The organism is Bradyrhizobium sp. HKCCYLRH2060, from assembly GCF_051168135.1.
Classification (GTDB): domain Bacteria; phylum Pseudomonadota; class Alphaproteobacteria; order Rhizobiales; family Xanthobacteraceae; genus Bradyrhizobium.
The window spans coordinates 314,964-339,455 of the sequence record NZ_JBNPUK010000006.1 but is presented as its reverse complement, the minus strand read 5'-3'; the positions used below and the strand labels follow the sequence as shown (position 1 = coordinate 339,455).

Genomic DNA, 24,492 nt, shown 5'->3' with positions numbered 1-24,492 from the left:
CGCAAAACCTCATGCACCGCAGGAGGATCGATGGACTGCTCGATCCTCCACAGTCTCTCACCCGAGACGACCGCCAGCTGAGCCTTAGTATATGCTAAAACCTCAACCGGACAGCCGTGGGTCAAGCCCGGGCATGACGAGTGACTAATAGGCAGACCCGCCGAACCTCATCAACTTCCTCACACCCGACCGTGCCCCTCATGCATCGAACATGATCACGCTGCGCAGCGTCTTGCCGGCCTTCATGTTGGCAAAGCCCTCGTTGATCTCCGACAGCTTCAGCTTGGCGGAGATCCAGTCCTCCAGGTGCAGCTTGCCGCGCAGATAGAACTCGACGAGTCGAGGCATGTCGACGCGGAAGTGGTTGGAGCCCATCGACGAGCCCTGGATGCGGCGCTCGCGCAGGAAGTCGAAGCCGTGCAGCTCGATCTTCTGGCCGAACGGGATCATGCCGACGATGGTCGCGGTGCCGCCCGGCGCCAGCATCGCGAACGCCTGCTCGGCGGTCTCCTTGCGCCCAAGCACCTCGAAGGCGTGATGCACGCCGCCCTTGGTGAGCTCGCGCACCTGGGCCACGACGTCGCCCTCAGTGGGATTGATGATGTCGGTTGCGCCCAGTTTCGTCGCAAGCTGCAGCTTGGCCGGATTGGTGTCGATGGCGATGATGCGGCCCGCGCCCGCGATCTCCGCCCCGTTGATCGCGGCCATGCCGACGCCGCCGCAGCCGATCACGGCCACCGTCTCGCCGGCCTGCACCCGCGCCGTGTTGACGACGGCGCCATAGCCGGTGATGACGCCGCAGCCGATCAGCGCGGCGAGGTCGAGCGGCATATCGTTGCGGATCTTCACGATCGCATTCTCGTGCACCAGCATCTGCTCGGCGAAGGACGACAGGTTCAGGAACTGGTGCAGCTTCTCAGCTCTCGCCCATGACAGCCGGTTGGAGGCGCCCGGCGGCATCTTCACCGTGGTGTCGGTGCACAGCACCGGACGTCCCGTGGTGCAGTTGTCGCACGTGCCACAGAACACCGAGAGGCAGGTGACGACATGATCACCCGGCTTCACATAGGTGACGTCGGCGCCGACCTGCTCGACGATCCCAGCGGATTCATGGCCCAGTACCGCGGGCAGCGGATGCGGATACAGGCCCTCGATGAAATGCAGATCGGAATGGCAGAGCCCAGCCACCGCCGTGCGGATCAGCACTTCCCGCGGCCCCGGCTTGGGCACGCTGACGTCCTCGATGACGAGCGGCTTGTTGACCTCCATCAGCACGGCGGCTTTCATTGGCGTTCTCCCTGTCTTGTTTATTGTGAGTTGTTACCCGGCTGTTTCGACGTAGCCGCTGCGCTCCCTCTCCCCGTTCTTCACGGGGAGAGGGTTGGGGTGAGGGGCAGCCGCACGGGTGGTGCAAATGATTGGACCTGTACCCCCAGCCTGTTCGCTCATCACTCGCACAAAGCAGAAGCCATGAGCTCGCGATCCATCTTCGTGACATTCCACAAGACTACGCCGCCGAAATCAGTTCGCCAACCTCGTCCATGCCTGCGACGCGATCGCCGAGCAGCAGCGTCGCCATCGCGTCGTCCGTCTCGTTTTCCGCGAGCCGGAACGGATCGGACGGCGTCAGACGATGATCGACGACGAGCTTCGCCAATAGCAACCGCCGTGCGTCGCCGCGCATCGCGTGGATGCGCGCGCTTTCCCAGGTCGTCGAGACGGCGCTCGCCACGTGATACAGCAGGCTGGTGGCGCGGCGCGCTTCCGACTCCTTGTCGGCGCGTCCCGCGACCTCGCGCGCAAAGCCCACGGCACGATCCACGAGTCGATGCAGCTGATCGCGCCAGGCCTGCGGCACGGCGGCACTGTCGTCGAGACGCGCATGCAGGTCGGCGGCCAGCGCGGCCTCCGCACCGTGCCGGCCCACGGCGCGCTTCAACGCATCGAGCGCGACGATGTTGCCGGTGCCTTCCCAGATCGAGCCGAGATGGGCGTCGCGCAGCAGCCGCGCGGTGACGAACTCCTCGACGTAGCCGATGCCGCCGCGCATCTCCAACGCATCGCCGCAGACCTTGCGCGCGTCGCGCGTGGCACGGAATTTCAATGTCGGCGTCAGGATGCGCAGCAGCGCCGCGGCATCCTGGCTGCCGGCCTCGGCACGGTCGAGCGCGTCGGCGGTGAGAAAGCTCAGCGACAGCGCCTGCTCGGTCGCGAGCAGGATCTTCAGCAGCTGCCGCCGCCCGAGCGGCAGGTCGACGATTGGCTTTCCGAACACCACGCGGTTGCGCGCGACCGTGATCGCGTCGTGCCAGGCCCGCCGCATCAGCGCCGTCGACTTGACGCCGTTGGAGAGACGCGACGAGTTGACCATCTCGGCCATCTGCACGAAGCCGCGATCGAGCCTCCCGACCGCATAGGCGATCGCGCCCTCCAGCTTGATCTCGCCCGAGGCCATCGAGCGCGTTCCGAGCTTGTCCTTCAGGCGCACGATCCGATAGTGGTTCTGGCTGCCGTCATCGAGGAAGCGCGGCATCAGGAACAGGCCGACGCCGCGCGTTCCCGCTTCGGCACCTTGTGGCCGCGCCAGCAGCATCACCACTTTCGCGTCGGCATTGGAGCAGAACCATTTCTCGCCATGCAGGCGCCAATGGTCGCCCTCCGGCACGGCGACCGTCGTCAACGTGCCGACATCGGAGCCGCCTTCCTTCTCGGTCATGAACTGGCCACCCTGGGTCAGCTTTCTCATGTCGGTCTGGGTCAGGCCATCGAGGTACTTGGCCTTGAGCCCGTCGCTGCCGAAGCTCGCCAGCAGCTTGGCGCAGCCGTCGGTGACGTTGATCGGACAGCCCAGACCGAACTCCGCCTGGTTGAACAGGAAGGTGAAGGCGTGCTTGGCCGTGACCGGATATCTGGTCGGCCAGCCGAGAATGCCCTTGCGGATCGACATCGCGTGGATGCCGAACTCGCCGAACGCCGCGCGCTCGAGCTCGCGATAGGCCGGATGGTACTCGACCCGCTGCACGTCGCGGCCGAAGCGGTCGCGCTGGTGCAGCACAGGGCCGTGGCGGTCAGCCAGGCGGGCACATTCGTCGAGATAGGAGCCGGCGAGTTCGCCGAGCCGGTCGAGATGCGGCTGAAGGTGGCGAAACAGCGCATCCGGCAGATGGATGCGCAGGAGGTCGGTGAGCGCCGGATCGGCGCGATAGAAGTTGAGCCCGGTGGTATCGGGCGCCAGCAGCTCCGGCCTCGCGCCGCCGGTCATCACGTCATCGCGCTTCAGGAACTGATGCATGATCGTTAAGCCCTCGTTCGTTTCCGCAAGTCTCTGATGGACTCTTCGACAGGTTGCGCCTGATCGGATACACAACAGGCAGCGGCGTGCGCCGAACCGGGAGCAGATCCATGACCAATCAGCCGACGGAGGTTTATCGCATCTTCGGGGCGGAGATGTCGCCCTATTCGGTCAAGGTGCGATCGTATCTGCGTTACAAGGGCATCCCGCATCACTGGATATTGCGCAATGCGGAAAGCGAGGCGGAGTTCGCACGCCACGCCAAGCTGCCGATCATTCCGCTGGTGGTCGCCCCCGACGAGGTGCCGATGCAGGATTCGACGCCGATCATCGATGCGCTCGAGCTCGACTTTCCGCAGCCGACGATTCATCCAGGCGACGCGCTGACGAGCTTCATCTCGGCCCTGATCGAGGAGTTCGGCGACGAGTGGGGCAACAAGTGGATGTTCCACTATCGCTGGGCCCGCGATCTCGACCAGCGCGCCTCAGCCGGGCGCATCGCCCGCATCCGCGCCCCCAAGGCGGACGAGATCGAGGTCGGCGAACTGGCCGAGAAGATCCGCGCGCGCATGGTCGAGCGGCTGTGGTACGTCGGCTCGAACGAGATCAACGCGCCGCAGATCGAGCAGGGGTTTGCCGAAATGCTCGACCTGCTCGAACGGCATCTCTCGGTCAGGCCGTATCTGTTCGGCCGGCGTCCGGCCTATGGCGATTTCGGACTGTGGGCCCAGTTCTACGAGCTGTGGACCGATCCGACTGCGGGCGCCATGATCGAAGGCCGCGCGCCGCACGTGCTGGCCTGGATCCACCGCATGCTGTGGCCGCGCGCCGAAGGCGAGTTCGAGCTGTGGCCGGAACTGTCGCTGACCCTGATGCCGATCCTGACCCGCCAGGTCGGCGCGCTGTTCATGCCGTGGACGCTCGCCAATGAACAGGCGCTGGCCGAGAAACGCGATGCCTTTCGCGTCCAGTTCGGCGACTTCACGTGGATGCAGAAGCCGCAGAAATATCACGCGCGCTCGCTGGCGATGCTCCGCGGCAAATATGCCTTCCTGCACGATCGCAGCCGGCTCGATGTCGTGCTGGAGGAGATCGGCTGCCTCGCCGGATTGCAGCCGCGTCCCACCTGAGGACGCGCAGCAAAAATGTGGGGACGAGCCGTAGGAAGTCGGCCGCCGGTGCACTAGCTTGATGTCTGCGGACGCTCTGGCTCAAGGACATGCCCATGGACATCCCTGCCTACAAGATCGCCCTCATCGTCGGTGCCGGCGAAGGGCTCTCGGCCTCGCTGGCGCGGCTGTTCGCGCGCGAGAAGATCCGCGTGGCGCTGGCCGCCCGCAAGATCGAGAAGCTCGGAGCGCTCTGCAACGAAACCGGCGCCCGCGCCTACCCCTGCGATGCGACCAATCCGGAGGAGGTCGAGCGGCTGTTCGGCATCGTCGAGCGCGAGATCGGCGCGCCCGATCTCGTGGTCTACAACGCCAGCGCGCGGGCGCGCGGAGCGCTCACCGATCTCGTGCCGGCCGACGTGCAGCAGTCGATTGCCATCAGCGCCTTCGGCGGCTTCCTGGTGGCGCAGCAGGCGGCACAGCGCATGCTGCCGAACAAGCACGGCGCCATCCTGTTCACCGGCGCCTCCGCCAGCGTGAAGGGCTACGCCCAGTCGGCGCCGTTCGCGATGGGCAAGTTCGCGCTGCGCGGCCTAGCCCAGAGCATGGCGCGCGAATTGTCGCCGCAGGGCATCCACGTCGCGCATTTCGTCATCGACGGCGCGATCAGGAGCGCGGAACGCCAGGAGCCGGCGGAGCGACCGAATTCGATGCTCGATCCGGATGCCATCGCCGCGAGTTATTGGAGCGTGCTGCAGCAGCCGCGCAGCGCCTGGAGCTGGGAGATGGAGCTGCGGCCATGGGTCGAGACGTTTTGAGCCGAAAGGCGACCCGCGAGTCTCGTCATTGCGAGCGAAGCAATCCAGGGCTGGGCAAGGACTCCGGATTGCTTCGCTTGCGCTCGCAATGACGTGGATGGATGGTCGTATGGTAACAACCTATCGTCGCCCGGCGTGACCGGGCGATCCAGTGACCGCAACTGATAGCTGGTGACAAGGTGCGGCGGCGGCGTACTGGACGTCGCGCCTTGGCGGGGTAATGACATCCATCCATTGATCTCGGACGTTGGGACTTAGGACTCGCGACCGACCCCGTGTAAATCTGCCCCCACTAAATGAGCCACCGCTCCGCTCAGAGCCTTCTCGAACCGCACCAGGGTCCAATCGTCCGCATGCGGCTTGATCGTGAAACCGGCCTTGCGGGCCAATGCAATCATCACGTCGTTGGTGCGCAGCGCATCGCCCGACAGGGTCACGCCACCCAACGCGAGCGCGCGTCCGTCCAGATTCGCGATAAGCGCCGGACCGATGCCGTGGCCTTGCCAGCGGTCATGGACCGACAGGCCAAACTCGACACGACCGGTGCCGCGATCGAATGCATAGCGCGCCTCGGCCACGATGCCGTCGACACCGTCATGGTCCATCGTCGCGATCAGGCTGTAGCGGTCGTTGCGGCCGAGCGCGACGAAATCCTCGAGCACCGTCTTCGGCAGCTCGTTGAGCGCGCCGAGGAAACGCTTGTGCCGCGAGCGTTGGCTCAAGGACCGAACATAGCTCTGCAGCGCCTCCGCGTCGTCAGGTGTGACGAAACGCAGGCGCACCTCCTCACCGCGCCGCGTGTGAATGATGTTGGAGCCGGCAGCGAGATCGGCAATGGCGGGCGTCGGCATGCGCGGCTCCAACCGGGAAGCTTGCCGGCGCCCTCCTTTGCGGAGCGGCGCCGGCGCGGCGGGATGAGTGAGGGGGATCAACCCCGCCAGAACGGCTTATCGATCTCGGCGGCGATATCGCTGCGGGACAGGCCGAGATCGTGCAGGTCGCGCTCCGACCACTGCGCGAGCTCGTGCCGGGTCCGGTAGCGGAAGCGCCAGGCCGCAAGCAGCTCCACGACGCCGGACCAGAACCCCGGGCCATGATGTTTCGTCATTGACGAGGAGACGTAGACGGACATGAAAGCCTCCTGAAAATTCCTTGAGGCTGCAATATCGAGCGCTTGCGCTTCATCTACAAACGACATTTACTACCGGTTCGGATGAAATAACGTCATGAACCGGGGAGGCCGCGAATGGCCCGGCTGCCGTCGCTGAATGGATTGCGGGCGTTCGAGGCTGCGGCGCGGCATCTGAGCTTCACCCGCGCGGCCTCCGAGCTGAACGTGACGCAGACCGCGATCAGCCATCAGATCAAGCGCTTGGAAGACGAGCTCGGCATCCGCCTGTTCGTCCGCCAGAACCGCAGCCTCGCGCTGACGCCGCAGGCCCGCGACTATCTTCCGCTGGTGCGGGCCGCATTCGACGATCTCCGGCTGGCAACGGAACGGCTGGTCCGCAAGGACAACGCCAAGGTGCTGACGGTCTCCACCATCGCCTCGCTGGCGGCGAAATGGCTGCTACCGCGGCTGACGGCCTTTCAGGAGGCCCATCCCGGCATCGACGTGCGCATCACGACCTCGACCGGCCTGGTCGATTTTCGCAAGGACGATGTCGACGCCGCGATCCGCTATGGCCGCGGCCACTGGCCGGGCGTGCGCGCGGAATGGCTGATGGCCGACGAGTTGTTTCCGGTCTGCAGTCCGGCGCTGCTGCAGGGCGAAAAGCCGCTGCGCTGTCCGGCGGATCTCGCGCATCACACGCTGCTGCAGGCCAGCGGCGGCTATGATGACGACTGGCGGCTCTGGCTGACCGCGGCGGGTCTGCCGGTGGAGATGTCGCGGCAGGGCCGGCTGAGTTTCGACCTGTCGCTGATGACCGTCCAGGCCGCGATCGACGGCCTCGGCGTTGCGATCGGGCGGACCGCCTACGTCCAGGACGACATCGCCAAGGGCCGGCTGGTGGTGCCGTTCAAGATGACGCTGCCGAGCGATGCCGGCTTCTATCTGGTGACGCCGGAGGGTCGGACCGATCCGCCGAAGCTGAAGGCGTTCCGGCAATGGCTGAAGGGTGCAATGCAGCAGAAATCGGCCGCCGCCAATTCTGTTCAAGCCTAGGCTCCTTCGGCGCAAAGCTATTGGCCGCCAGGGCTCGACGTGGCAGATTGTCGCACCTTTCCCATCGGCCGGCGTAGAAATCCTCCGCACGAGCCTCTCGACGGTAGGAGTCTCCCCGCGTGTCCTCAACGTCAATCCCGCAGCCGGCTACGATCCATTCGCGCATCGGCGCGATCCTGCGCGCGACCAGCGGCAATTTCCTCGAGCAGTTCGACTTCTTCCTGTTCGGCTTCTACGCGCCGATCATCGCCAAGGCGTTCTTCCCATCGGAGAACGAGACTGCATCGCTGCTCAATGCCTATGGCGTGTTCTGGCTCGGCGCCCTGATGCGACCGGTCGGCGCCATCGTGCTCGGCGCCTATGTCGACAAGATCGGCCGGCGCCAGGGCCTGATCGTGACGCTCGGCATCATGGCGATCGGCACGATCGTCATCGCGTTCTGCCCGACCTATGCGACGATCGGCATCGCGGCCCCGATCATCGTGCTGCTCGGCCGGCTGTTGCAGGGCTTCTCGGCCGGTGTCGAGCTCGGCGGCGTGTCGGTCTATCTGTCCGAGATCTCCACGCCCGGCAATCGCGGCCTCTACACCTCGTTCCAGTCGTCGAGCCAGCAGGTCGCGATCTTCGTCGCCTCGGTCATCGGCTACGTGCTCAACCAGGCCATGCCGGCGGACGTGGTGGCCGCCTGGGGCTGGCGCATTCCCTTCTTCATCGGCTGCCTGATCATTCCGCTGATCTTCTTCCTGCGCCGCACGCTGGAGGAGACGCCGGCCTTCCTCGCGATGAAGAAGCACCCGACCGCGCGCGAAGTATTCGCCTCGGCGCTGGAGAACTGGCGCATCGTGATCCTCGGCATGATGATCGCCGTGCTGACCACGACGATGTTCTACTTCATCACCGTCTACGGTCCCGGCTTCGGCAAGCAGCTGAAGCTGTCGGCGTCGGATTCACTGCTCGTCACTTTGCTGGTCGCCGTGACCAACTTTCTCTGGAATCCGGTCGGCGGCGCGGTGTCGGATCGGATCGGACGCAAGCCGGTGCTCGTGACCATCGCGGCGCTGGCATTCCTCACCGCCTACCCGGCGTTGCACTGGCTCGCGGCGGCGCCGAGCTTCGGCAAGCTGCTCACTGTCGAAATGCTGTTCTCGTTCTATTTCGGCGTCTATAGCGGCACCATGCTGGGCTGCCTGGTCGAGATCGTGCCTGCGCATGTCCGCACCACCTGCTTCTCGATCGCCTTTGCGCTGGCAGCTGGGCTGTTCGGCACCGCGACGCCTGCGGTCTCGACCTGGCTCATCAACAAGACCGGCGACAAGGCCTCGCCCGGCTACTGGCTGATGTGCGCCGCCGTACTCGGCATCATCGCGGCAATGACGGTCTATCGCGGCGGCCGCCAGGCGGTCGCGGCGCGCGAACCCGTGGCCGCCTGATCGGGTTGTCTGTTCACGTCGCGGGCGGCATCATCGGATGCCGCCCATTTTTTTGACGGTGCGGCGGGAGCCGGAGTGAGGTTTGCCATGGATGAACTGATTGCCATCGCCGGTCAGGTCGGCGCGCGGCTGGTCGCACGCAAGCAGACGATCGCGGTGGCGGAATCCTCCGCCGGCGGCCTGATCGCGGCGTCGCTGCTCGCGGTGCCCGGCGCCTCGGCCTATTTCCTCGGCGGCGCCGTGGTCTATACCCGCGACGCGCGTCGGGTGCTGATGGACATTCCGGACGACGCGATGAAAGGGATCCGCTCGGCGTCCGAGCCGTATGCGGAGCTGCTGGCGCGGCAGATCAGGACGCGCTTTGCCACTGATTGGGGAGTGTCGGAGACCGGCGCCGCGGGTCCTGCCGGCAATCGCTACGGGGATGCGGCGGGCCATGCGTGTTTTGCCGTGGCCGGGCCAGCGTCGGCGGTGGTGACACTGGAAAGCGGCAGCAACGACCGCTTCGCCAATATGCGTCTTTTCGCGAAGAGCGCGCTGGAGTTGTTGCTGGAGAAGCTCGGCGAATAGCCTCCGCTGTCGTCCCGGGCAAGCCCGGCGACGCGAAGCGGCGGCGGGCGCCGACCCGGGACCCATAGCGCGTGATCTGTCTTGGGGCAGGCTGCGTGTTGCGCCGGCTGCGCAAACCGACTTCCGCCTGTGGCTATGGATCCACGCATTCGCGGGGATGACACCGAAATTGGGGCGCCGCCAGTGGCCACTCAGCGACCGGCCGACGACCTCACTTCTCCCGGAACGCGCGCATCAGCTGGTCGTGCAGTGGCTTCATCAGGTAGGAGATCACGGTGCGGTCGCCGGTCTGGACGAAGGCTTCCACCGGCATGCCCGGGATCAGCTTGACGTCGCCGAGCCGTGCGATCTCCTCCGGCGGCATCGACACGCGGATGGTGTAGTAGCTCTGGCCGGTCCGCTGGTCGGTGGTGACATCCGGCGAAACGCGGCTGACGACGCCGTTCAGCTCCGGCGTGGTGCGCTGGTTGAAGGCGGACAGCCGCAGCAGGGTCTTCTGGCCGACCTGCAGCTTGTCGATGTCCTGCGGGTTGACCTTGGCCTCGACCTGCAGGTCGTCGCTCTGCGGAACGATCAGCATGATGGTATCGCCGGCGGTGATGACGCCGCCAACGGTGTGCACCGACGACTGCAGCACCATGCCGTCCTGCGGCGCGCGGATGTCGACGCGGCGGAGCTGATCCTCGGCGGTCACCTTGCGCTCGACGAACTCGCCGATCTTGTCGGTGGTCTCGCGCAGATCCTTGGACACTTCGCTCACCATGTCCTTATCGACCTGGATGATCTGCAGCTCGGTCTCGCTGATCTTGCCCTTGGCCTGCGCCCGCGCCGCGATGAACTGCGCACGCTCGCCGTTGAGGCGGGCGGCGTCGCGCTCCAAGGTGGTCAGGCGCGACAGCTGCACCAGATGCTGCTCATAGAGCTGGCGCACGCCGTCGAGCTCCTTCTGCACCAGCGCGATCTCCTGGTCCTTGGCACTGACCTGCGCCGAGAGCCCCTCGATCTCCTCGTTCAGCTGGGTGACCCGCTCGCGCAGCTGCGCCTTCTGGCCGATGCGGCCGTTGACGCGGACCTCGAACAGCTTGGTCTCGCTCGCCGTCAGGCTCTTGACCTCGGGATCGCTCATGCGCTGCAGCAGCTGCGGCGGAAACAGGATCTTGGCCCAGCCGCGCTGCTCGGCCTCCAGCCGCGCGGCGCGGGCCTGCAGCGCATCGAGATTCTTGGTGACGATGGCGAGACTTGCCTTGGTCACGGTGTCGTCGAGCCTGACAACGATGTCGCCGGACTTGACGACGTCGCCGTCGCGCGCCCGGAGCTCGCCGACCACGCCGCCGGTCGGATGCTGCACCTTCTTGACGTTGGATTCGACCACGATCTGGCCGGGCGCGATCAGCGCGCCGGAGATCTGCTGCGTTGCCGCCCAGCCGCCGAACCCGCCGGCGACCGCGACGACGACGCCCATGCCGATCAGCAGGTGGCGGCGGATCGACTCGCGCACACTTTCCGTCTTGCGGCCGCCAGGAAGTGGACCGGCAATGACCTGACTGCTCATGGCTTCGCCACTCCGGCTTCCGAGACGATCTTGATCGGCGACGGCGCACGCGGCTGCAGCACCTGCGCCAGCACCGTCTCCTTCGGACCGAACGCCTGGGCCCGGCCGTCCTTCATCACCAGCACCTGATCGACAGCCTCGATGCCGATCGGCCGGTGCGCGACGACGACGACGATGGCGCCGCGCGCCCGCGCCGAGCGTACGGCCCGCGACAGCGCCTCGTCGCCCTCGGTGTCGAGATTGGAGTTGGGCTCGTCGAGCACGATCAGGAACGGGTTGCCATAGAGCGCGCGCGCCAGCGCTACACGCTGCGCCTGCCCTGCGGAGAGCGCCGCGCCCTGCTCGCCGATCTCTGTGTCGTAGCCCTCGCGCATCTTGATGATCATGTCATGCACGCCGGCCTCCTTGGCGGCGACGATGATGCCGTCGGCCGAGGCATTCGGGTCGAAGCGGCAGATGTTCTGCGCCACGGTGCCGGCGAACAGCTCGACGTCCTGCGGCAGATAGCCGACATGGCGGCCAAGCTCATCCGTCGACCATTGGTCGAGCGCGGCGCCGTCCAGCCGGACATGGCCGCGCACCGGACGCCAGACACCGACGAGCGCGCGGACCAGAGAGGACTTGCCCGACGCGCTCGGACCGATGATGCCGAGGCCGTTGCCGGCCGACAGCGCGAAGCTCACGTCCTGCACGATCGCTTTCTGATCCCCCGGAGCGACGATCGAGATGGCCTCGACCGAGAGCTTGCCGACCGGCGGCTGCAGCAGGGTCGGCGCCGATCGCTGCGGCATCGTCTGCAACAGATGGCTGAGACGGCGCCAGCTCTGGCGCGCGGCGACGAAACTCTTCCAATGCGCGATCGCGAGATCGACCGGCGCCAGCGCCCGCGCGCTCAGGATCGAGCCGGCGATGATGATGCCGGCGGTCGCCTCCTGGTGGATCACGAGATAGGCGCCGACCGCGAGCACCGCCGACTGCAGCATCATGCGCAGCACCTTGGCGATGGCACCGAGGCCGCCGGCGACATCGCTGGCGCGCTGGTTGCCGGCGAGATATTTCTCGTTGGTCTCGCTCCAGCGCGACAGCATGCGCCCAGTCATGCCCATCGCGACCAGGACCTCGGCGTTGCGGCGGCTTGCGGTGACCAGATCGTTGCGGCGCGCGGCGAGCCCCATCGCCTCCTTGGCCGGCGTGCGGGTGAGGAATTCGGTGATCAGCGTCAAGGTGACGAGGATGATGGCCCCTGCAAGCGCGGTGACGCCGAGCATGACGTGGAAGGCGAAGCAGATCGCCAGATACAGCGGCAGCCACGGCAGGTCGAAGAACGCGCCCGGCCCCTGGCTGCCGAGGAAGCTCCTGATGTTGTCGAGGTCGCGCAGCGGCTGCAGCCCCTCGTTGCGGCCGCCCGCCGACAGCGGCAGCCGCACCACGGTGTCGAACACCCGCGCGTTCAGGCTCTCGTCGAGCGCGGTGCCGATCCGGCCGAGAATGCGGCTGCGGATCATGTCGAGTGCGCCCTGGGCGGCGTACAGCCCGGCGGCGATGATGATGAGGCCGATCAGCGTCGGCACGGACCGGCTCGGCAGCACCCGGTCGTAGACCTCGAGCATGAAGATCGAGCCGGTGAGATACAGCAGGTTGATGATGCAGCTCATCACCCCGACGCCGATGAAGGCGCTGCGGCAACCGCGCAAGGCATCGCTGAGCTCGGATTGCCTCACGTGAGGTGCGGCCGCCATCACCACCATCTCTTCAATTGATCAAATGGGCTGCATGACCGCCGATCAAAGGCACAAACTGGCGGCAAACAAGGCGAAATATACTGATTCCCGCGGTGAGCGTCCAACGATGCTCACTTTAGCGTAAATTAGTGATGTGTTCGGGTATGTCGCATAGCCCGGTGCAAACGTTCAGCCGCGCAGGATCGCGAGCCCTAGAGCCGCCCGCCGGTCCGCACCAGCCGCACCACCAGCAGGAGAATGATGGCGCCGAGCGCGGAATAGACGATTTCTGAGACGAGGCCGGTCCCGATCCGGATTCCGAGCCGCGGGAAGATCAGGCTCGCGACCAAGGCGCCGAGCACCCCGATCACGATGTCGCCGACCAGGCCGAAGCCGGTGCCGCGGACGATCTTGCCAGCCAGCCAGCCAGCGATCAGACCGACAAACAGGATGACCAAGATACCTTCGTTCGATACGTGCATGGCATGTCCTCAACCGGCGCGGCCGATCGAGGGCGCGCATTGCCGCACCTTAGCGAGGCGACCGCGACGCTTCGACACGCGATGCACAGTTCCGGCCTGGGAATGGAGCGTTTCGGGCCAACCGTTACGTTGCCGCCACACCTGCCGAAGCTTCGGCGAGGATGCAGCGCGCCAGCCGCTGCGGGCCGAGCGCGACGTTCGGCGGCGGCGCCTCCGCGCAGCGCGGCTGCGCCAGGCCGCAGCGCGGTGCGAACGAGCAGCTCCGCGGCGCCTGGTCGAGCGAGGGCGGCGTGCCCGGGATGGTCTGCAGCCGCTCGCCGCGTTTTGCGCCGTGAATGGTCGAAGCCAGCAGGCCCCGGGCATAGGGGTGCACGGGCTGACGGACGATATCGCGCAAGCTGCCCTGCTCGACGATCTCTCCGGCATACATCACGGCAACGCGGTCGCAGATCTCGATGGCGACGCCGATGTCGTGGGTGACGAAGATGACGGACATGCCGAACTCGCGCTGCAGCTCGCGCAGCAGCAGCAGGATCTGGATCTGGACAGTGGCGTCGAGCGCGGTGGTGGGCTCGTCGGCGAGCAGCACCTTCGGCCGGCACGCAAGCGCCAGCGCGATCATCGCGCGCTGCCGCATGCCGCCGGACATCTCGTGCGGGTAGGACTCCAGCCGCCGCTTGGCCGAGGGAATGCGGACGACGTCGAGCATCTCCAGCGCCCGCGCGGAGGCTTCCGCGTAGCTCTTGCCCTCGTGGCGCATCACGGTCTCGGCGATCTGCCGGCCGATCGTATAGACCGGATCGAGCGCCAGCCCCGGCTCCTGGAAGATCATCGACACCGAGCGGCCGCGAAACTGCGACAGCTCGTCATCGCTCATCGCCAGCACGTCGCGGCCCAGCACCTTGACGTGGCCTGCGATCTGCGTGCGCTTCTTCGGCAACAACCGCATCAGCGCCCGCATCGTCACGCTCTTGCCCGAGCCGGACTCGCCGAGCAGCCCGAGCACCTCGCCATCGCCGAGCGACAGGCTGACATCGTTCACCGCATGCACGGTGCGCTCGCCGGTGAAGCGGATGGTGAGGTTGTCGATCTCGACGAGGTTGGTCATGGCAATCTGATCCTGACAAACTCGGTGTCGTCCCGGGCAAGCACGGCGGCGCAACGCGCCGTCGCGCGCCGACCCGGGACCCATACTCCCGATCCACAATTGCGGCACCATCGCCACTCCGAGCCATCGCAAAACGACGGCCGGTGGCTATGGATCCCGGCTCTGCGCCTGCCGTCGCTGCGCGACGTCAGGCTTGGCCGGGACGACACCGAATGTGAAGAGCGAGCGCTACGCTTCATGGCAGCGTCGGCACCCTGGCGTGGAAATCCGTCGCGCGCTGGAACGCGGCGCCGATGGTCAGGATGGTGGCTTCATCGAAGGAGCGGCCGATCAATTGCATGCCGACCGGAAGTCCCGTCGACGTGAAGCCGGTCGGGATCGCCAGCGACGGCAGGCCGAGATAGTTCACCGGGCGCGTGAAGCGGGTGATGCGCTGGATCACGGCTTCCGCGCCGGGCGCGCCGCCGACATCGCTGTCGGCGATCGACGGCGTCACCAGCGGCGACACCGGCGCGATCACGGCATCGACGCCGGAGGTTGCCGCGACATGCGCCGCCAGGGCCGCACCGCGCCAGCGCAACGCTTCGAGATAGGCGACGCCGGAGACGGCCAGAGCGTTCTGCAGCCGCATCAGCACCTGCGGGCCATAGTCCTGCGGACGCTCGATCATCCAGCGCTTATGGAAGGCCGCCGCTTCGACCGCGAGCACGAGCTGGCAGGCTGCGGTGAGCTGGCGCTGATCCGGCAGCTCGACCTGAACCACATCGGCGCCCTCGGTCTTCAGCACCGCGATCGTCGCATCGAGACAGCGCGCCACCTCAGGATCGAGGTCGTCGACATAGAACGCCTTGGGCACGCCGATCCTGAGACCCTTGATCGAGGCCTGGGTGGCGGCGACATAGTCCGACACGGGCGCCGCGCTGGCGGTGGGATCCTCGGGATCGGGACCAGCCATCAGCCCGAGAATCAGGGCACAATCCTCCGCCGTCTGCGCCAGCGGCCCGACCGTGTCGAGCGATTGCGACAGCGGCATCGCACCGGCGCGGCTGACGCGGCCCCAGGTCACCTTCAGGCCGGTGACGCCGCAGAAATTCGCGGGCATGCGGATCGAGCCGCCGGTGTCGGAGCCGAGCGCCGCGAAGGTCAGGCGCGCGCCGACCGCCGAGCCGGAGCCGGACGACGAGCCGCCGGTGACGTAGCCGAGCTTCCAGGGATTGTGCACCGGACCATAATGCGCGTTGTGCCCGGTCGGGCCGTAGGCGAATTCGGCCATCTGCAAGGTGCCGAGCCGGATCGAACCGGCATCCTTCAGCCGCTGCAGCGCGGTCGAGGTCGTCGTTGCGACGAAGTCGCGCCGGATCAGCGAGCCGCAGGTCGAGATGTGGCCGGCCTCGTAATACATGTCCTTGTGCGCGAGCGGAACGCCGTGCAGCGGCCCCTTGGGGCCGTCCTTGGCAAGCGCGGCATCGGCCTCGGCGGCGGCCTTCAGCGCCGGCTCGGACTCGATCGCCATGAAGGCGTTCAGCTTCGGCTGCCACTGCGCAATGCGATGCAGACAGGAGCGCGTCACCTCGACCGAAGAGAGCTTCCTGTCCGCGATCGCCTTCGCGACGTCCATCAGAGTCATCAAGGCAGGTTCGGTGCTCATCGGCCCACCTTAAGCGTCTGCGCCACGACGTAGCTCGCCGGCTCCAGGTCGAACGGCAGGGTGCCGGCAACGGCCGCGAAGTTGTCGAAGGCCGGTCCGATCGAGTCGGCGATCCGGGTCGCAACCTCCTTGTCGACGGGCAGGCCGGAGGCCTCCGCGATGGCTTGGACTTGCTGGGGCGTGGGTCTGGTCATTGACGCTTCTCGCTGCTGGTGTCCGCTCGTCAGGCGGCCGGCGCCCGGCTGTGTCCCGAGCCGGGGATCGCCATGTGGCAGGCGGCCTGATGGCCCATTGTATCCAGCTCCGTCAACCTTGGCGCGACATTCGCGCATGGCGCCTCGGCAAATGGACAGCGGGTGTGGAAGCGGCAGCCGGCGGGCGGATCGATCGGATTGGGCGGATCCCCGGACAGCGGCGGCACCTCCGTGCGCCTGTCGGGATCGGAGGACGGCATCGCCGCCAGCAGCGCCCGTGTATAGGGATGCGCCGGCTTGGCCCAGACCTGCTCGACCGGGCCGAGCTCGACGACCTCGCCGAGATACATCACCAGCACGCGGTCGGAGATGTAGTTGATGACGTTGAGGTCGTGGCTGATGAATAGATAGGTCAAGCCGAACTCGCGTTTCAAGTCCATCAGCAGGTTCAGCACCTGCGCCTCGACCGACTTGTCGAGCGCCGACACCGCCTCGTCGAGGATGACGAGCCGTGGCGAGAGAGCCAGCGCGCGCGCGATGTTGACACGCTGGCGCTGGCCGCCGGAGATCTCGTGCGGATAGCGGTTGGCGAAGGTTTCGGGCCGCAGCCCGACCTTGCCGAGCAGATCGCGGGCAAGCGCGCGCGCCGCGCCATCCGCCATGCCGTGCACCTTCGGCCCGAACGCGATCGACTCCTCGATCGTCAGTCGCGGATTGAGCGAAGCATAGGAGTCCTGGAACACCATCTGCATGCCGCGGCGCAGCTCGCGCAGGGACATCTCTTGGCCGACCTGCCGGCCGTCGAAGATGATCTCGCCGGCATCGCGGTCCATCAGATGCATCAGGAGCCGCGCCGTCGTCGACTTGCCACAGCCGGACTCGCCGACGATGCCGACCGTCTCGCCCTTGCCGATCGCGAACGAGACATCATCGACCGCGCGCACCGTCTTGCGCGCGCCGAACAGGCCACCGCGCACCGGGAAGTGTTTCGTGAGCCCATCAACGCGCAGCAATGGCTGCGCCTTGCCGCCGAGATCCTCGATCGGGGCAAGACCCATGACGGCTGTTGCTTCACTCATAGCGATAGACCCAGGTAGGTGCGGCAGATGCCGCTGCGCTCCCTCTCCCCGTTCTTACGGGGAGAGGGTTGGGGTGAGGGGCAGCCGCACGGGAGGTGTATGTGGTGAGACCTGTACCCCCTCACCCGGATCGCATCTTGCGATGCGATCCGACCTCTCCCCGCAGGCGGGGAGAGGTGCACTGCCGATGCGTTTCGACCGTTGTTTAAAATGGCCATGCCCATCAGCTCCGGATATCCATCGCACTGCGCAGGCCGTCGCTCAGCAGATTGAAGCAGATCGAGACCGCGAAGATCATCACGCCGGGCAGCGCCGCCACCCAGGGATTGACGTAGATCGCGGTGCGCAGCGTGTTCAGCATCAGGCCCCATTCCGGCTCCGGCGGCTTGGTGCCGAGACCGAGGAAGGAGAGACCGGCGGCGAGGATCATCGACACCGAGATCAGGCCGGTCGCGTAGACGAAGATCGGCCCGAGCACATTGCCGAGCATGTGCGCGCGCATGATCGTGAAGGCATTCGCGCCGGAGGCCCGCGCAGCCTCGACAAAGTCGCGGTTTCGCACGCCCGTGGTGACGCTCTCGGCGACGCGGGTGATCTGCGGCACGAACACGATGGTCAAGGAGACGATGGAGTTGGTGATGCCGGCGCCGAGCGCGCCGGAGATCGCGATCGCCAGCAGCACCGAGGGGAACGCGTAGAACACGTCGATGGTGCGCATGATCGCGGTGTTGACCCAGCCGCCGACATAGCCGGCGACGAGGCCCAGCATGGTGCCGATGCCGAACGCGAGAATGACCGGCGACATGCCGATCAGCAGCGACAGCCGGCCGCCATAGATCAGCCGCGCCAGCATGTCGCGTCCCAGCTCGTCGGTGCCGAGCAGATAGTTCGGCGTGCCGATGTGGCGCAGGCGCCGGATCATCGAGCCCTGATAGGGATCGGCGAGATGCAGATAGGGCGCTGATAGCGCCGAGAGAAAGATCAGCAGCAGGATCGCGACGCAGACCATGCTGACCTTGTCGCGGACGATCCGGCGACCGACGGTCGCCCAATAGCCGCGTGCGTTCGCGACCGGCGCGGCCTGCAGCGAGGCGTCGTCGATGGCGCCGGGGGGACTGACGCTCATCGTTAGCCTCGCTTGATGCGCGGATCGATCGCGGCCTGCGCGATGTCGACCACGAGATTGAGGATGACGAAGAACATCGCCAGCACCAGGATCGTGCCCTGCAAGAGCGGAAGGTCACGCTGGAAGATCGCCGAGTTCAACAGCAGGCCCGAGCCGGGCCAAGAGAAGACCGTCTCGATCAGGATCGAGCCGCCCAGCATGTAGCCGAGCTGCAGGCCCATGACCGCCAGCGCGGTCGGCGCGGCGTTCTTCAGCACATGGCGGAACACCTGGGTTTCGCGCAGGCCCTTCGCGCGCAACGCCTCGACGAAATCCTGGCTGAGGATGTCGCCGGTCAGCGCGCGCACGGTGCGGGTGATGATGCCCATCGGAATCACCGATGTTGTGATCGCGGGCAGGACCAGGAAGCGGATATGGGCCCAGTCCCACGACCATGCGCCCGAACCGGACGGACCGGCGCCGACCGCGGGCAGCCAGTTCAGCTCGACCGAGAAGATGATGACAAGCACCATGCCGAGCCAGTAATGCGGCACCGACACGCCGGCGATCGCGATCGAGGTCGCGACCTTGTCGATCCAGCTGTCGCGGAAATAGCCAGCGACGAGGCCGAAAAACAGGCCGAGCGAGAAGCCGATGATGGCCGCGGCGATCGCCAGGGTCACGGTGTTGGACACCGCGCGCAGCACCTCGGCGAGCACGGGCCGGCCGGCCGCGATCGAGCTGCCGAGATCGCCATTGACGGCGCGCCACAGCCACAGCCCGAACTGCACCGGCAGCGGCTTGTCGAAGCCGTAGGCGACGCGCAGCTGCTGCGCGAGCTCCTGCGACGCGTCGGCCGGCAGCACCGCGACGAGCGGGTCACCGGGCGTGATGTGAACAAGCATGAAGCAGACGAGCGCGACGCCGATGATGATCGGGATCGCATAGACCATCCGCCGGGCAGCATAAGAAAGCACGAGTCACCTTACTGAAAGTCTATCGATCGTCATGCCCGGGCTTGACCCGCCTGCGCGGCCGAAGCCGCTTCGGCGCGGCGAAGGCCCGGGCATCCACACCGCTGCCTCCGCGGGTCAAGCATGGATGGCCGGGTCAAGCCCGGCCATGACGAAGTGTAGATGGTGGATGCTTACGGCTCCACCGAGATCGGCGAGAAGTCGATGAACCAGCTCTTCGGCTGAACCACGCCTTTCACCTTCGGGCTCATCGCGCGCGGACCGACGTCATGCGCCACGTAGAGGAACGCGGCGTCATCGACCGAAGCCGCATGCAGCTCCGCCAGCGCCTTGTCGCGCTCGGCCGGATCGAAGGTCTGGCGCGCCTTCTTCACCAGCTCATCGAACTTCGGATTGTTGATGAAGCCCCAATTGTTGGAGACGGGAGGCGCCATCGACGACTGCAGGAAGCGCACCAGCGCGAAGAACGGATCCATCGCAGCATAGGTCACGTTGGTGGCGTTGGCGCCGTTGGCGGACGGATCCTTAGCGCCGCGCCGCCAGTTGGTGAACAGCGTATTCCACTCGATGACGTCGAGCTTGACGTCGAAATAGCACTCCGCCAGCGCCTGCTGCAGGTATTCGTTCATCGGCAGCGGCTGCATCTGGCCCGAGCCCGACGCCGAGGTCTGGATCTTGACCTCGAGCTTCTTGTTCGGCCCGAAGCCCGCCTCCTGCATCAGCTTCTGCGCGGCCGCCTTGTCGTATTTGATCTCGAAGGTGACGTTGCCGCGCCAGGGATGGCCCTTCTCGAACGTGCCGGTCGCCGGCACCATCAGGCCGGCAAGCAGCCCGTCGCGCAGACCCTCGCGATCGACGCAGAGATTGGCGGCTTTGCGGACGCGGATGTCGTTCCACGGCGAGCCTTCGATGCGCGAGAACTGCCACGGCCAGACATGCGGCTGCTCATTGGCGTAGAGCTTGAAGCCGCGCTGCTTGATTTCGGGCAGCGCATCAGGCGCCGGCGCCTCGACCCAGTCGACCTGGCCGGACAGCAGCGCCGCGGTGCGCGCGTTCGCCTCCGGCATCGGCAGCAGGATCATCTTGTCGGACTTGGGAATGCGTGCCTTGTCCCAGTAGGCCTCGTTCCTGACGAGCTCCAGCCGCTCGCGTGGCGTGAACTTCGCCATCTTCCACGGACCGGTGCCTGAGGCGTCCTTGGCGAAGGCGGCCCAGGCGGCTTGCGACTTCGCCTTGTCGTCGGCGCCGGTCGCGGACTCATAGAGCTTCTGCCACTTCGTCGGGCTCGCCATGAACAGATTGGTGAGGTTGATCGGCAGGAAGCTGTCCGGCTCCTTGGTCGTCAGCTCGACAGTGAGATCATCGATCTTGCGCGCCGACGCCAACGTCGGCATGCGCGAGGCGGTGACGCCGACCTGGCTCGGATCGAACTGCGGCGCGTCCTGCTTCAGCACCTTCTCGACGTTCCACACCACGGCGTCGGCATTGAACGGCGCGCCGTCATGGAAGGTGACGCCGGGACGCAGCTTGAACGTCCACTTGGTCTTGTCGGCATCGTCGACCTTCCACTCGCTGGCGAGGCCGGGGATGACGACGCTCGGCTTCTCCGCCGACGACAGGTCCCACATCGTCAGCGCGTCGTACATCGTGAGGCCGGTGAAGCGGTTGCCCTCGAAGCCCTGATCGGGCTGGCCGAGCGTGCGCGGAATGTCTGCCGCAGTCATGCCGATGCGCAGCACCGATTCCGCGCCGGCCGTTGCCGGTAGCGCGAGGACCGCTACGGTCGTCATCATCGCGGCCGCAACGGCTGCATGTTTGTCGATTGAAGTCGCAATACGCGAGAGCACGATCTTATCTCCGATCAGCTGGCTAAATTCTGTGCAGCGTTATGCAACGGCTATGCCAGCGCTGCGCCGGACCGTCGCCCTGCGACGCGAGGTCACAACGTTTGTACTCAAATGATCCGTTTTGAGCTTTGGCACCCGGATTGCAGGATTTTGGCATTGAATTTGATCCGGGTCCCACGGAGCTTCATCCTGATGCGTACTAGATTGTCCCTGCTCGCCACGGCGCTTGCCCTCGGCCTCTCCATGGTTGCCGCGCGCGCCGAAACCGTCCTGCGTTACGGCATCTCGATGGCGGACATTCCGCTGACGACGGGCCAGCCCGATCGCGGCGCCGGCGCCTATCAGTTTACCGGCTACACGATCTATGATCCGCTAGTGGCCTGGGACATGAGCGTCGCCGACAAACCGGGCAGGCTCGTTCCGGGCCTCGCCAGCGAATGGAAGGTCGACGACGCCGACAGGACGAAGTGGCGCTTCACCCTGCGCAAGGGCGTCAAGTTCCACGACGGCAGCGACTTCAATGCCGACGCGGTGATCTGGAATCTGGACAAGGTGCTCAACGATAAGGCACTTCAGTTCGACAAGCGGCAGAGCGCGCAGGTGAAGACGCGGCTTCCGTCGGTGGCGAGCTACGCCAAGATCGACGACTCCACAGTGGAGATCACGACCAAGACGGTCGACTCGTTCTTCCCCTATCAGATGCTGTGGTTCCTGATTTCGAGCCCGGCGCAATACGAGAAGCTCGGCAAGGACTGGGACAAGTTCGCCAGCCAGCCCTCGGGCACCGGTCCATTCAAGCTGACCAAGCTGGTGCCGCGCGAGTTGGCCGAGCTCACGAAGAATTCCGAATATTGGAACAAGGATCGCATCCCGAAGACGGACAAGCTCGTGCTGGTGCCGATGCCCGAGGCGCTGACGCGCACCAACGCGCTGCTGGCCGGCCAAGTCGATCTGATCGAAACGCCGGCGCCCGACGCCGTGCCGCAGCTCAAGGCCGCCGGCATGAAGCTGGTCGACAACGTCACGCCGCACGTCTGGAACTATCATCTCAGCGTGCTGCCGGGATCGCCCTGGACCGACATCCGGCTGCGCAAGGCGCTCAACCTCGCGATCAATCGCGACGAGGTGGTCGGTCTGATGAACGGCCTGGCGAAGCCCGCCAAGGGCCAGGTCGACCCGTCGAGCCCGTGGTTCGGCAAGCCCACCTTCGACCTGAAATATGATCTCGCCGCAGCAAAGAAGCTGGTCGAGGATGCCGGCTACTCCAAGGACAAACCGCTGAAGACGACCTTCATCATCGCACAGGGCGGCACGGGCCAGATGCTGTCGCTGCCGATGAACGAATATCTGCAGCAGAGCTTCAAGGAGATCGGCATCGACATCGACTTCAAGGTCGTCGAGCTGGAGACGCTGTACACGCATTGGCGCAAGGGCGCCGCCGACGAGATGAACGCCGGCATCACCGCCAACAACATCGCCTATGTGACCTCCGATCCGCTCTACGCGATCGTGCGCTTCTTCGCCTCCGACCAGATCGCGCCCACCGGCGTCAACTGGGGCGGCTACAAGAACCCGAAGGTCGATGCGCTGATCAGCGAGGCGAAGCAGACCTTCGATCCGGCGAAGCAGGACGAGCTGATCGCACAGGCGCATGCGCTGGTCGTCGACGATGCCGCGCTGGTGTGGGTCGTCCATGACACCAACCCGCACGCGCTGTCGCCCAAAGTGAAGAAGTTCGTGCAGGCCCAGCACTGGTTCCAGGACCTGACCACGATCGGCGTGGAGTAGCGGTTCGGCGCCGGTTGCCGTCGCACTCGCAAAGAAGCCCGGCCGTCTGCCGGGCTTCTTCTTCAGCACAACAGCCAATATGTCATTTGCCGACGACGAACGCGCCCGAGTCAAATTTGTATGATGCTTGGAGAAAGCCGCCGTACCGCTCGTAGCTGAATGTCGTGGGCGATCCCGGGACGCCCGGGAATTGCGTGGTCCCGGATGTCGTCCGAGCGTACCAATAGCGCCCCCCGAGACCGACGCTGAAGTTTCTCGTCACGTCGTAAGACACGATACCTTCGAGCTGATAGCCCCAGCCGTTTCCGGACTGCGGAAGCGGATTGATGTCGGGCCGCAGCCAATGATTGTCGAACCCGCTCAGCCGGACATAGGGCAGAACGGCGCCATCGAGGGTGACGTTCCAGTTCTGACCCAGATGGAAGACGCCGTTCAACCCCAAGCGAAGCGAGTCCCAGTTCTCGGTCTTGCTGAGCACCAGCACGCCTCCGGCAACCGGAGCGAGACCACAGATGAACGGGTTGGTCGCGACCTGAGTACATCCGTACGCGTTGACGGTCTCATAGAAATGGTTGTAGCCGATGAAGGCGCCGACCTTGAACGCAGGCCCTCTCCAGAAATTGTAGCCGGCGTCGATCGTGCCGTACCACAGCCTGCCGCTGTTCACGTCGCTGACCGTGTTTGAGTATGGAATGACTGCCGGCGGATAGTCTTCGTCGTTGAGCGTGCCGCTGAAGATGTTTCCGCCGCCAGCAAAGCCCTTGGCGAAGAAGCCGACATTGTGATCGACCCTGGCGAAGCCTTCGCCGGCATGGCTGTTGAGATTCTTGTAGGTCAGCTGGGAATTGATCTGGCCTGCGACGAAAGGATCACCCAGCGTGTAACGGGTACGGCCCGAACTGTAGAAATAGCGAGCGCCGACCTCGAACTCCCACAGCGAAACCGGCGCCGGCGGCGCCTTGACCGGAAGATCCGCAGCGGACACCCCGCTGGCCCCAAGCACACACGCTGCCGCCGCGATGAGGCTGCCCCAGTGTGGCCGAGTGAAACGATATGGCGGAGCGAAACGCTTGACTGGCCCCCATGCCGGCTTCTCCTTCATTGGAGCAGCCGCACTTGTATCCTCGAAAGACTGCATCAATGCCCCCCATTTGCAGCATTTTGCCACCTTAAGTGGTTCATTATGGTATTGCACGTCTATAACGAGTACAATCCGACGCACATGCTCCCGAATCTTTCCTATCCCGCTGTTGCAGCCGCGCAACAAACGCCAAGCGCTCGACATCTGCTGGATCGCGCCGACGCCGTGCCGATCCTGCAGCGCCGGAGGCGCTTTCGTTCAGTCAAACTCGTTGTCGTCACGCTCGCGCTTGCCGGCAACATCGCGGTGGTGGACGCGCAGACATCCTCCACGAAGCCTGGCAACGTCGTCGCGCCATCGCCGCTGGCGCACGAGGGAGGCAAGCCACCGCGTATCAAACGGAGCCTTCCGCCGTCGCGTCCCGCCCGCCACGCTCCCGGCACTGAGAAACGCAGCACGCGTTGCCCGCCCTATTCGGCCTATGTGATCTGCAATTGATTACCATCGTCGCCGCGCCATGCCCGTCA

The 24,492-nt window shown here is 65.7% G+C and carries 22 protein-coding genes; 7 read left to right on the top strand and 15 right to left on the bottom strand.

Features of this window, described 5'->3' with window-relative positions:
• Window positions 1–198 precede the first annotated feature (198 nt).
• The gene (locus ACQR10_RS15705) at window positions 199–1,287 is read right to left on the bottom strand and encodes a Zn-dependent alcohol dehydrogenase (protein ID WP_316182853.1); all 1,089 of its coding nucleotides are present in this window, start codon (window positions 1,285–1,287) and stop codon (window positions 199–201) included.
• A gap of 220 nt (window positions 1,288–1,507) precedes the next feature.
• A complete protein-coding gene (locus ACQR10_RS15700; RefSeq protein ID WP_316216671.1) occupies window positions 1,508–3,292 on the bottom strand; it encodes an acyl-CoA dehydrogenase family protein in 1,785 nt (594 codons plus the stop codon).
• A gap of 110 nt (window positions 3,293–3,402) precedes the next feature.
• Here ACQR10_RS15700 and ACQR10_RS15695 point away from each other — a divergent pair, with 110 nt between their 5' ends.
• Together ACQR10_RS15695 and ACQR10_RS15690 are read left to right on the top strand one after the other, a co-directional pair.
• The gene (locus ACQR10_RS15695) at window positions 3,403–4,422 is read left to right on the top strand and encodes a glutathione S-transferase family protein (protein WP_316216672.1); all 1,020 of its coding nucleotides are present in this window, start codon (window positions 3,403–3,405) and stop codon (window positions 4,420–4,422) included.
• Between the two features lie 95 nt (window positions 4,423–4,517).
• Complete coding sequence (locus ACQR10_RS15690; RefSeq protein WP_315805206.1) at window positions 4,518–5,219, top strand: SDR family NAD(P)-dependent oxidoreductase; 702 nt, start codon at window positions 4,518–4,520, stop codon at window positions 5,217–5,219.
• A 254-nt stretch (window positions 5,220–5,473) separates the two neighbouring features.
• Here the strand turns inward: ACQR10_RS15690 and ACQR10_RS15685 are convergent, their stop codons facing one another.
• Both ACQR10_RS15685 and ACQR10_RS15680 read right to left on the bottom strand, forming a co-directional pair.
• On the bottom strand, window positions 5,474–6,070 hold the full coding sequence (locus tag ACQR10_RS15685) for a GNAT family N-acetyltransferase (RefSeq protein WP_316216673.1): 597 nt from the start codon (window positions 6,068–6,070) through the stop codon (window positions 5,474–5,476).
• A gap of 77 nt (window positions 6,071–6,147) precedes the next feature.
• Complete coding sequence (locus ACQR10_RS15680; protein WP_315805208.1) at window positions 6,148–6,351, bottom strand: DUF1127 domain-containing protein; 204 nt, start codon at window positions 6,349–6,351, stop codon at window positions 6,148–6,150.
• Window positions 6,352–6,465: 114 nt separating this feature from the next.
• On the opposite strand from ACQR10_RS15680, the gene ACQR10_RS15675 reads away from it, so the two are divergent.
• The 3 genes from ACQR10_RS15675 (at window position 6,466) to ACQR10_RS15665 (ending at window position 9,386) form a co-directional block, all read left to right on the top strand.
• Window positions 6,466–7,386 (top strand): transcriptional regulator GcvA, encoded by a 921-nt coding sequence (locus tag ACQR10_RS15675; RefSeq protein WP_316216674.1) that lies wholly within the window; start codon window positions 6,466–6,468, stop codon window positions 7,384–7,386.
• Between the two features lie 119 nt (window positions 7,387–7,505).
• Entirely contained in the window at window positions 7,506–8,816 is a 1,311-nt protein-coding gene (locus ACQR10_RS15670; RefSeq protein WP_316216675.1) for an MFS transporter, read from the top strand.
• 87 nt (window positions 8,817–8,903) lie between these two features.
• Window positions 8,904–9,386 (top strand): CinA family protein, encoded by a 483-nt coding sequence (locus ACQR10_RS15665; protein WP_315805211.1) that lies wholly within the window; start codon window positions 8,904–8,906, stop codon window positions 9,384–9,386.
• A 211-nt stretch (window positions 9,387–9,597) separates the two neighbouring features.
• On the opposite strand, the gene ACQR10_RS15660 is transcribed toward ACQR10_RS15665, so the two are convergent.
• From ACQR10_RS15660 to ACQR10_RS15615, 10 genes are all read right to left on the bottom strand, one after another.
• Complete coding sequence (locus ACQR10_RS15660) at window positions 9,598–10,938, bottom strand: HlyD family type I secretion periplasmic adaptor subunit (RefSeq protein ID WP_315805212.1); 1,341 nt, start codon at window positions 10,936–10,938, stop codon at window positions 9,598–9,600.
• On the bottom strand, window positions 10,935–12,677 hold the full coding sequence (locus ACQR10_RS15655; RefSeq protein WP_316216676.1) for a type I secretion system permease/ATPase: 1,743 nt from the start codon (window positions 12,675–12,677) through the stop codon (window positions 10,935–10,937). Before ACQR10_RS15655 ends, ACQR10_RS15660 begins: the two co-directional genes overlap by 4 nt.
• Window positions 12,678–12,871: 194 nt before the next feature.
• Window positions 12,872–13,141, bottom strand: coding sequence for a GlsB/YeaQ/YmgE family stress response membrane protein (locus ACQR10_RS15650; RefSeq protein WP_316182845.1), 270 nt, complete (start codon window positions 13,139–13,141; stop codon window positions 12,872–12,874).
• A gap of 124 nt (window positions 13,142–13,265) precedes the next feature.
• A complete protein-coding gene (locus tag ACQR10_RS15645; protein ID WP_316182844.1) occupies window positions 13,266–14,249 on the bottom strand; it encodes an ABC transporter ATP-binding protein in 984 nt (327 codons plus the stop codon).
• Window positions 14,250–14,484: 235 nt separating this feature from the next.
• On the bottom strand, window positions 14,485–15,897 hold the full coding sequence (locus ACQR10_RS15640; RefSeq protein ID WP_316216677.1) for an amidase: 1,413 nt from the start codon (window positions 15,895–15,897) through the stop codon (window positions 14,485–14,487).
• The gene (locus ACQR10_RS15635) at window positions 15,894–16,091 is read right to left on the bottom strand and encodes a hypothetical protein (protein WP_315805217.1); all 198 of its coding nucleotides are present in this window, start codon (window positions 16,089–16,091) and stop codon (window positions 15,894–15,896) included. The genes ACQR10_RS15640 and ACQR10_RS15635 overlap by 4 nt, the downstream gene beginning before the upstream one ends.
• A 29-nt stretch (window positions 16,092–16,120) precedes the next feature.
• Complete coding sequence (locus ACQR10_RS15630) at window positions 16,121–17,170, bottom strand: ABC transporter ATP-binding protein (RefSeq protein ID WP_315805218.1); 1,050 nt, start codon at window positions 17,168–17,170, stop codon at window positions 16,121–16,123.
• A gap of 223 nt (window positions 17,171–17,393) precedes the next feature.
• Window positions 17,394–18,296, bottom strand: coding sequence for an ABC transporter permease (locus ACQR10_RS15625; protein ID WP_316216678.1), 903 nt, complete (start codon window positions 18,294–18,296; stop codon window positions 17,394–17,396).
• Window positions 18,297–18,298: 2 nt separating this feature from the next.
• The gene (locus ACQR10_RS15620; protein ID WP_434911996.1) at window positions 18,299–19,252 is read right to left on the bottom strand and encodes an ABC transporter permease; all 954 of its coding nucleotides are present in this window, start codon (window positions 19,250–19,252) and stop codon (window positions 18,299–18,301) included.
• Between the two features lie 170 nt (window positions 19,253–19,422).
• On the bottom strand, window positions 19,423–21,042 hold the full coding sequence (locus tag ACQR10_RS15615) for an ABC transporter substrate-binding protein (protein ID WP_316216679.1): 1,620 nt from the start codon (window positions 21,040–21,042) through the stop codon (window positions 19,423–19,425).
• 246 nt (window positions 21,043–21,288) lie between these two features.
• On the opposite strand from ACQR10_RS15615, the gene ACQR10_RS15610 reads away from it, so the two are divergent.
• On the top strand, window positions 21,289–22,884 hold the full coding sequence (locus tag ACQR10_RS15610; RefSeq protein WP_316216680.1) for an ABC transporter substrate-binding protein: 1,596 nt from the start codon (window positions 21,289–21,291) through the stop codon (window positions 22,882–22,884).
• Between the two features lie 82 nt (window positions 22,885–22,966).
• Here the strand turns inward: ACQR10_RS15610 and ACQR10_RS15605 are convergent, their stop codons facing one another.
• Window positions 22,967–23,986 carry a hypothetical protein gene (locus ACQR10_RS15605; RefSeq protein ID WP_316216681.1) on the bottom strand — a complete coding sequence of 340 codons (1,020 nt, stop codon included), beginning with the start codon at window positions 23,984–23,986 and terminating at the stop codon, window positions 22,967–22,969.
• Window positions 23,987–24,067: 81 nt separating this feature from the next.
• Here ACQR10_RS15605 and ACQR10_RS15600 point away from each other — a divergent pair, with 81 nt between their 5' ends.
• Window positions 24,068–24,463 (top strand): hypothetical protein, encoded by a 396-nt coding sequence (locus tag ACQR10_RS15600; RefSeq protein WP_315805224.1) that lies wholly within the window; start codon window positions 24,068–24,070, stop codon window positions 24,461–24,463.
• The last annotated feature ends 29 nt before the right edge of the window (window positions 24,464–24,492 follow it).

Coding starts and splice junctions, on each gene's coding strand:
- ACQR10_RS15705 (WP_316182853.1), bottom strand. CDS start 1,287: ATGAAAGCCGCCGTGCTGATGGAGGTCAACAAGCCGCTCGTCATCGAG.
- ACQR10_RS15700 (WP_316216671.1), bottom strand. CDS start 3,292: ATGCATCAGTTCCTGAAGCGCGATGACGTGATGACCGGCGGCGCGAGG.
- ACQR10_RS15695 (WP_316216672.1), top strand. CDS start 3,403: ATGACCAATCAGCCGACGGAGGTTTATCGCATCTTCGGGGCGGAGATG.
- ACQR10_RS15690 (WP_315805206.1), top strand. CDS start 4,518: ATGGACATCCCTGCCTACAAGATCGCCCTCATCGTCGGTGCCGGCGAA.
- ACQR10_RS15685 (WP_316216673.1), bottom strand. CDS start 6,070: ATGCCGACGCCCGCCATTGCCGATCTCGCTGCCGGCTCCAACATCATT.
- ACQR10_RS15680 (WP_315805208.1), bottom strand. CDS start 6,351: ATGTCCGTCTACGTCTCCTCGTCAATGACGAAACATCATGGCCCGGGG.
- ACQR10_RS15675 (WP_316216674.1), top strand. CDS start 6,466: ATGGCCCGGCTGCCGTCGCTGAATGGATTGCGGGCGTTCGAGGCTGCG.
- ACQR10_RS15665 (WP_315805211.1), top strand. CDS start 8,904: ATGGATGAACTGATTGCCATCGCCGGTCAGGTCGGCGCGCGGCTGGTC.
- ACQR10_RS15660 (WP_315805212.1), bottom strand. CDS start 10,938: ATGAGCAGTCAGGTCATTGCCGGTCCACTTCCTGGCGGCCGCAAGACG.
- ACQR10_RS15655 (WP_316216676.1), bottom strand. CDS start 12,677: ATGGCGGCCGCACCTCACGTGAGGCAATCCGAGCTCAGCGATGCCTTG.
- ACQR10_RS15650 (WP_316182845.1), bottom strand. CDS start 13,141: ATGCACGTATCGAACGAAGGTATCTTGGTCATCCTGTTTGTCGGTCTG.
- ACQR10_RS15645 (WP_316182844.1), bottom strand. CDS start 14,249: ATGACCAACCTCGTCGAGATCGACAACCTCACCATCCGCTTCACCGGC.
- ACQR10_RS15640 (WP_316216677.1), bottom strand. CDS start 15,897: ATGAGCACCGAACCTGCCTTGATGACTCTGATGGACGTCGCGAAGGCG.
- ACQR10_RS15635 (WP_315805217.1), bottom strand. CDS start 16,091: ATGACCAGACCCACGCCCCAGCAAGTCCAAGCCATCGCGGAGGCCTCC.
- ACQR10_RS15630 (WP_315805218.1), bottom strand. CDS start 17,170: ATGAGTGAAGCAACAGCCGTCATGGGTCTTGCCCCGATCGAGGATCTC.
- ACQR10_RS15625 (WP_316216678.1), bottom strand. CDS start 18,296: ATGAGCGTCAGTCCCCCCGGCGCCATCGACGACGCCTCGCTGCAGGCC.
- ACQR10_RS15615 (WP_316216679.1), bottom strand. CDS start 21,042: ATGATGACGACCGTAGCGGTCCTCGCGCTACCGGCAACGGCCGGCGCG.
- ACQR10_RS15610 (WP_316216680.1), top strand. CDS start 21,289: ATGCGTACTAGATTGTCCCTGCTCGCCACGGCGCTTGCCCTCGGCCTC.
- ACQR10_RS15605 (WP_316216681.1), bottom strand. CDS start 23,986: ATGAAGGAGAAGCCGGCATGGGGGCCAGTCAAGCGTTTCGCTCCGCCA.
- ACQR10_RS15600 (WP_315805224.1), top strand. CDS start 24,068: ATGGTATTGCACGTCTATAACGAGTACAATCCGACGCACATGCTCCCG.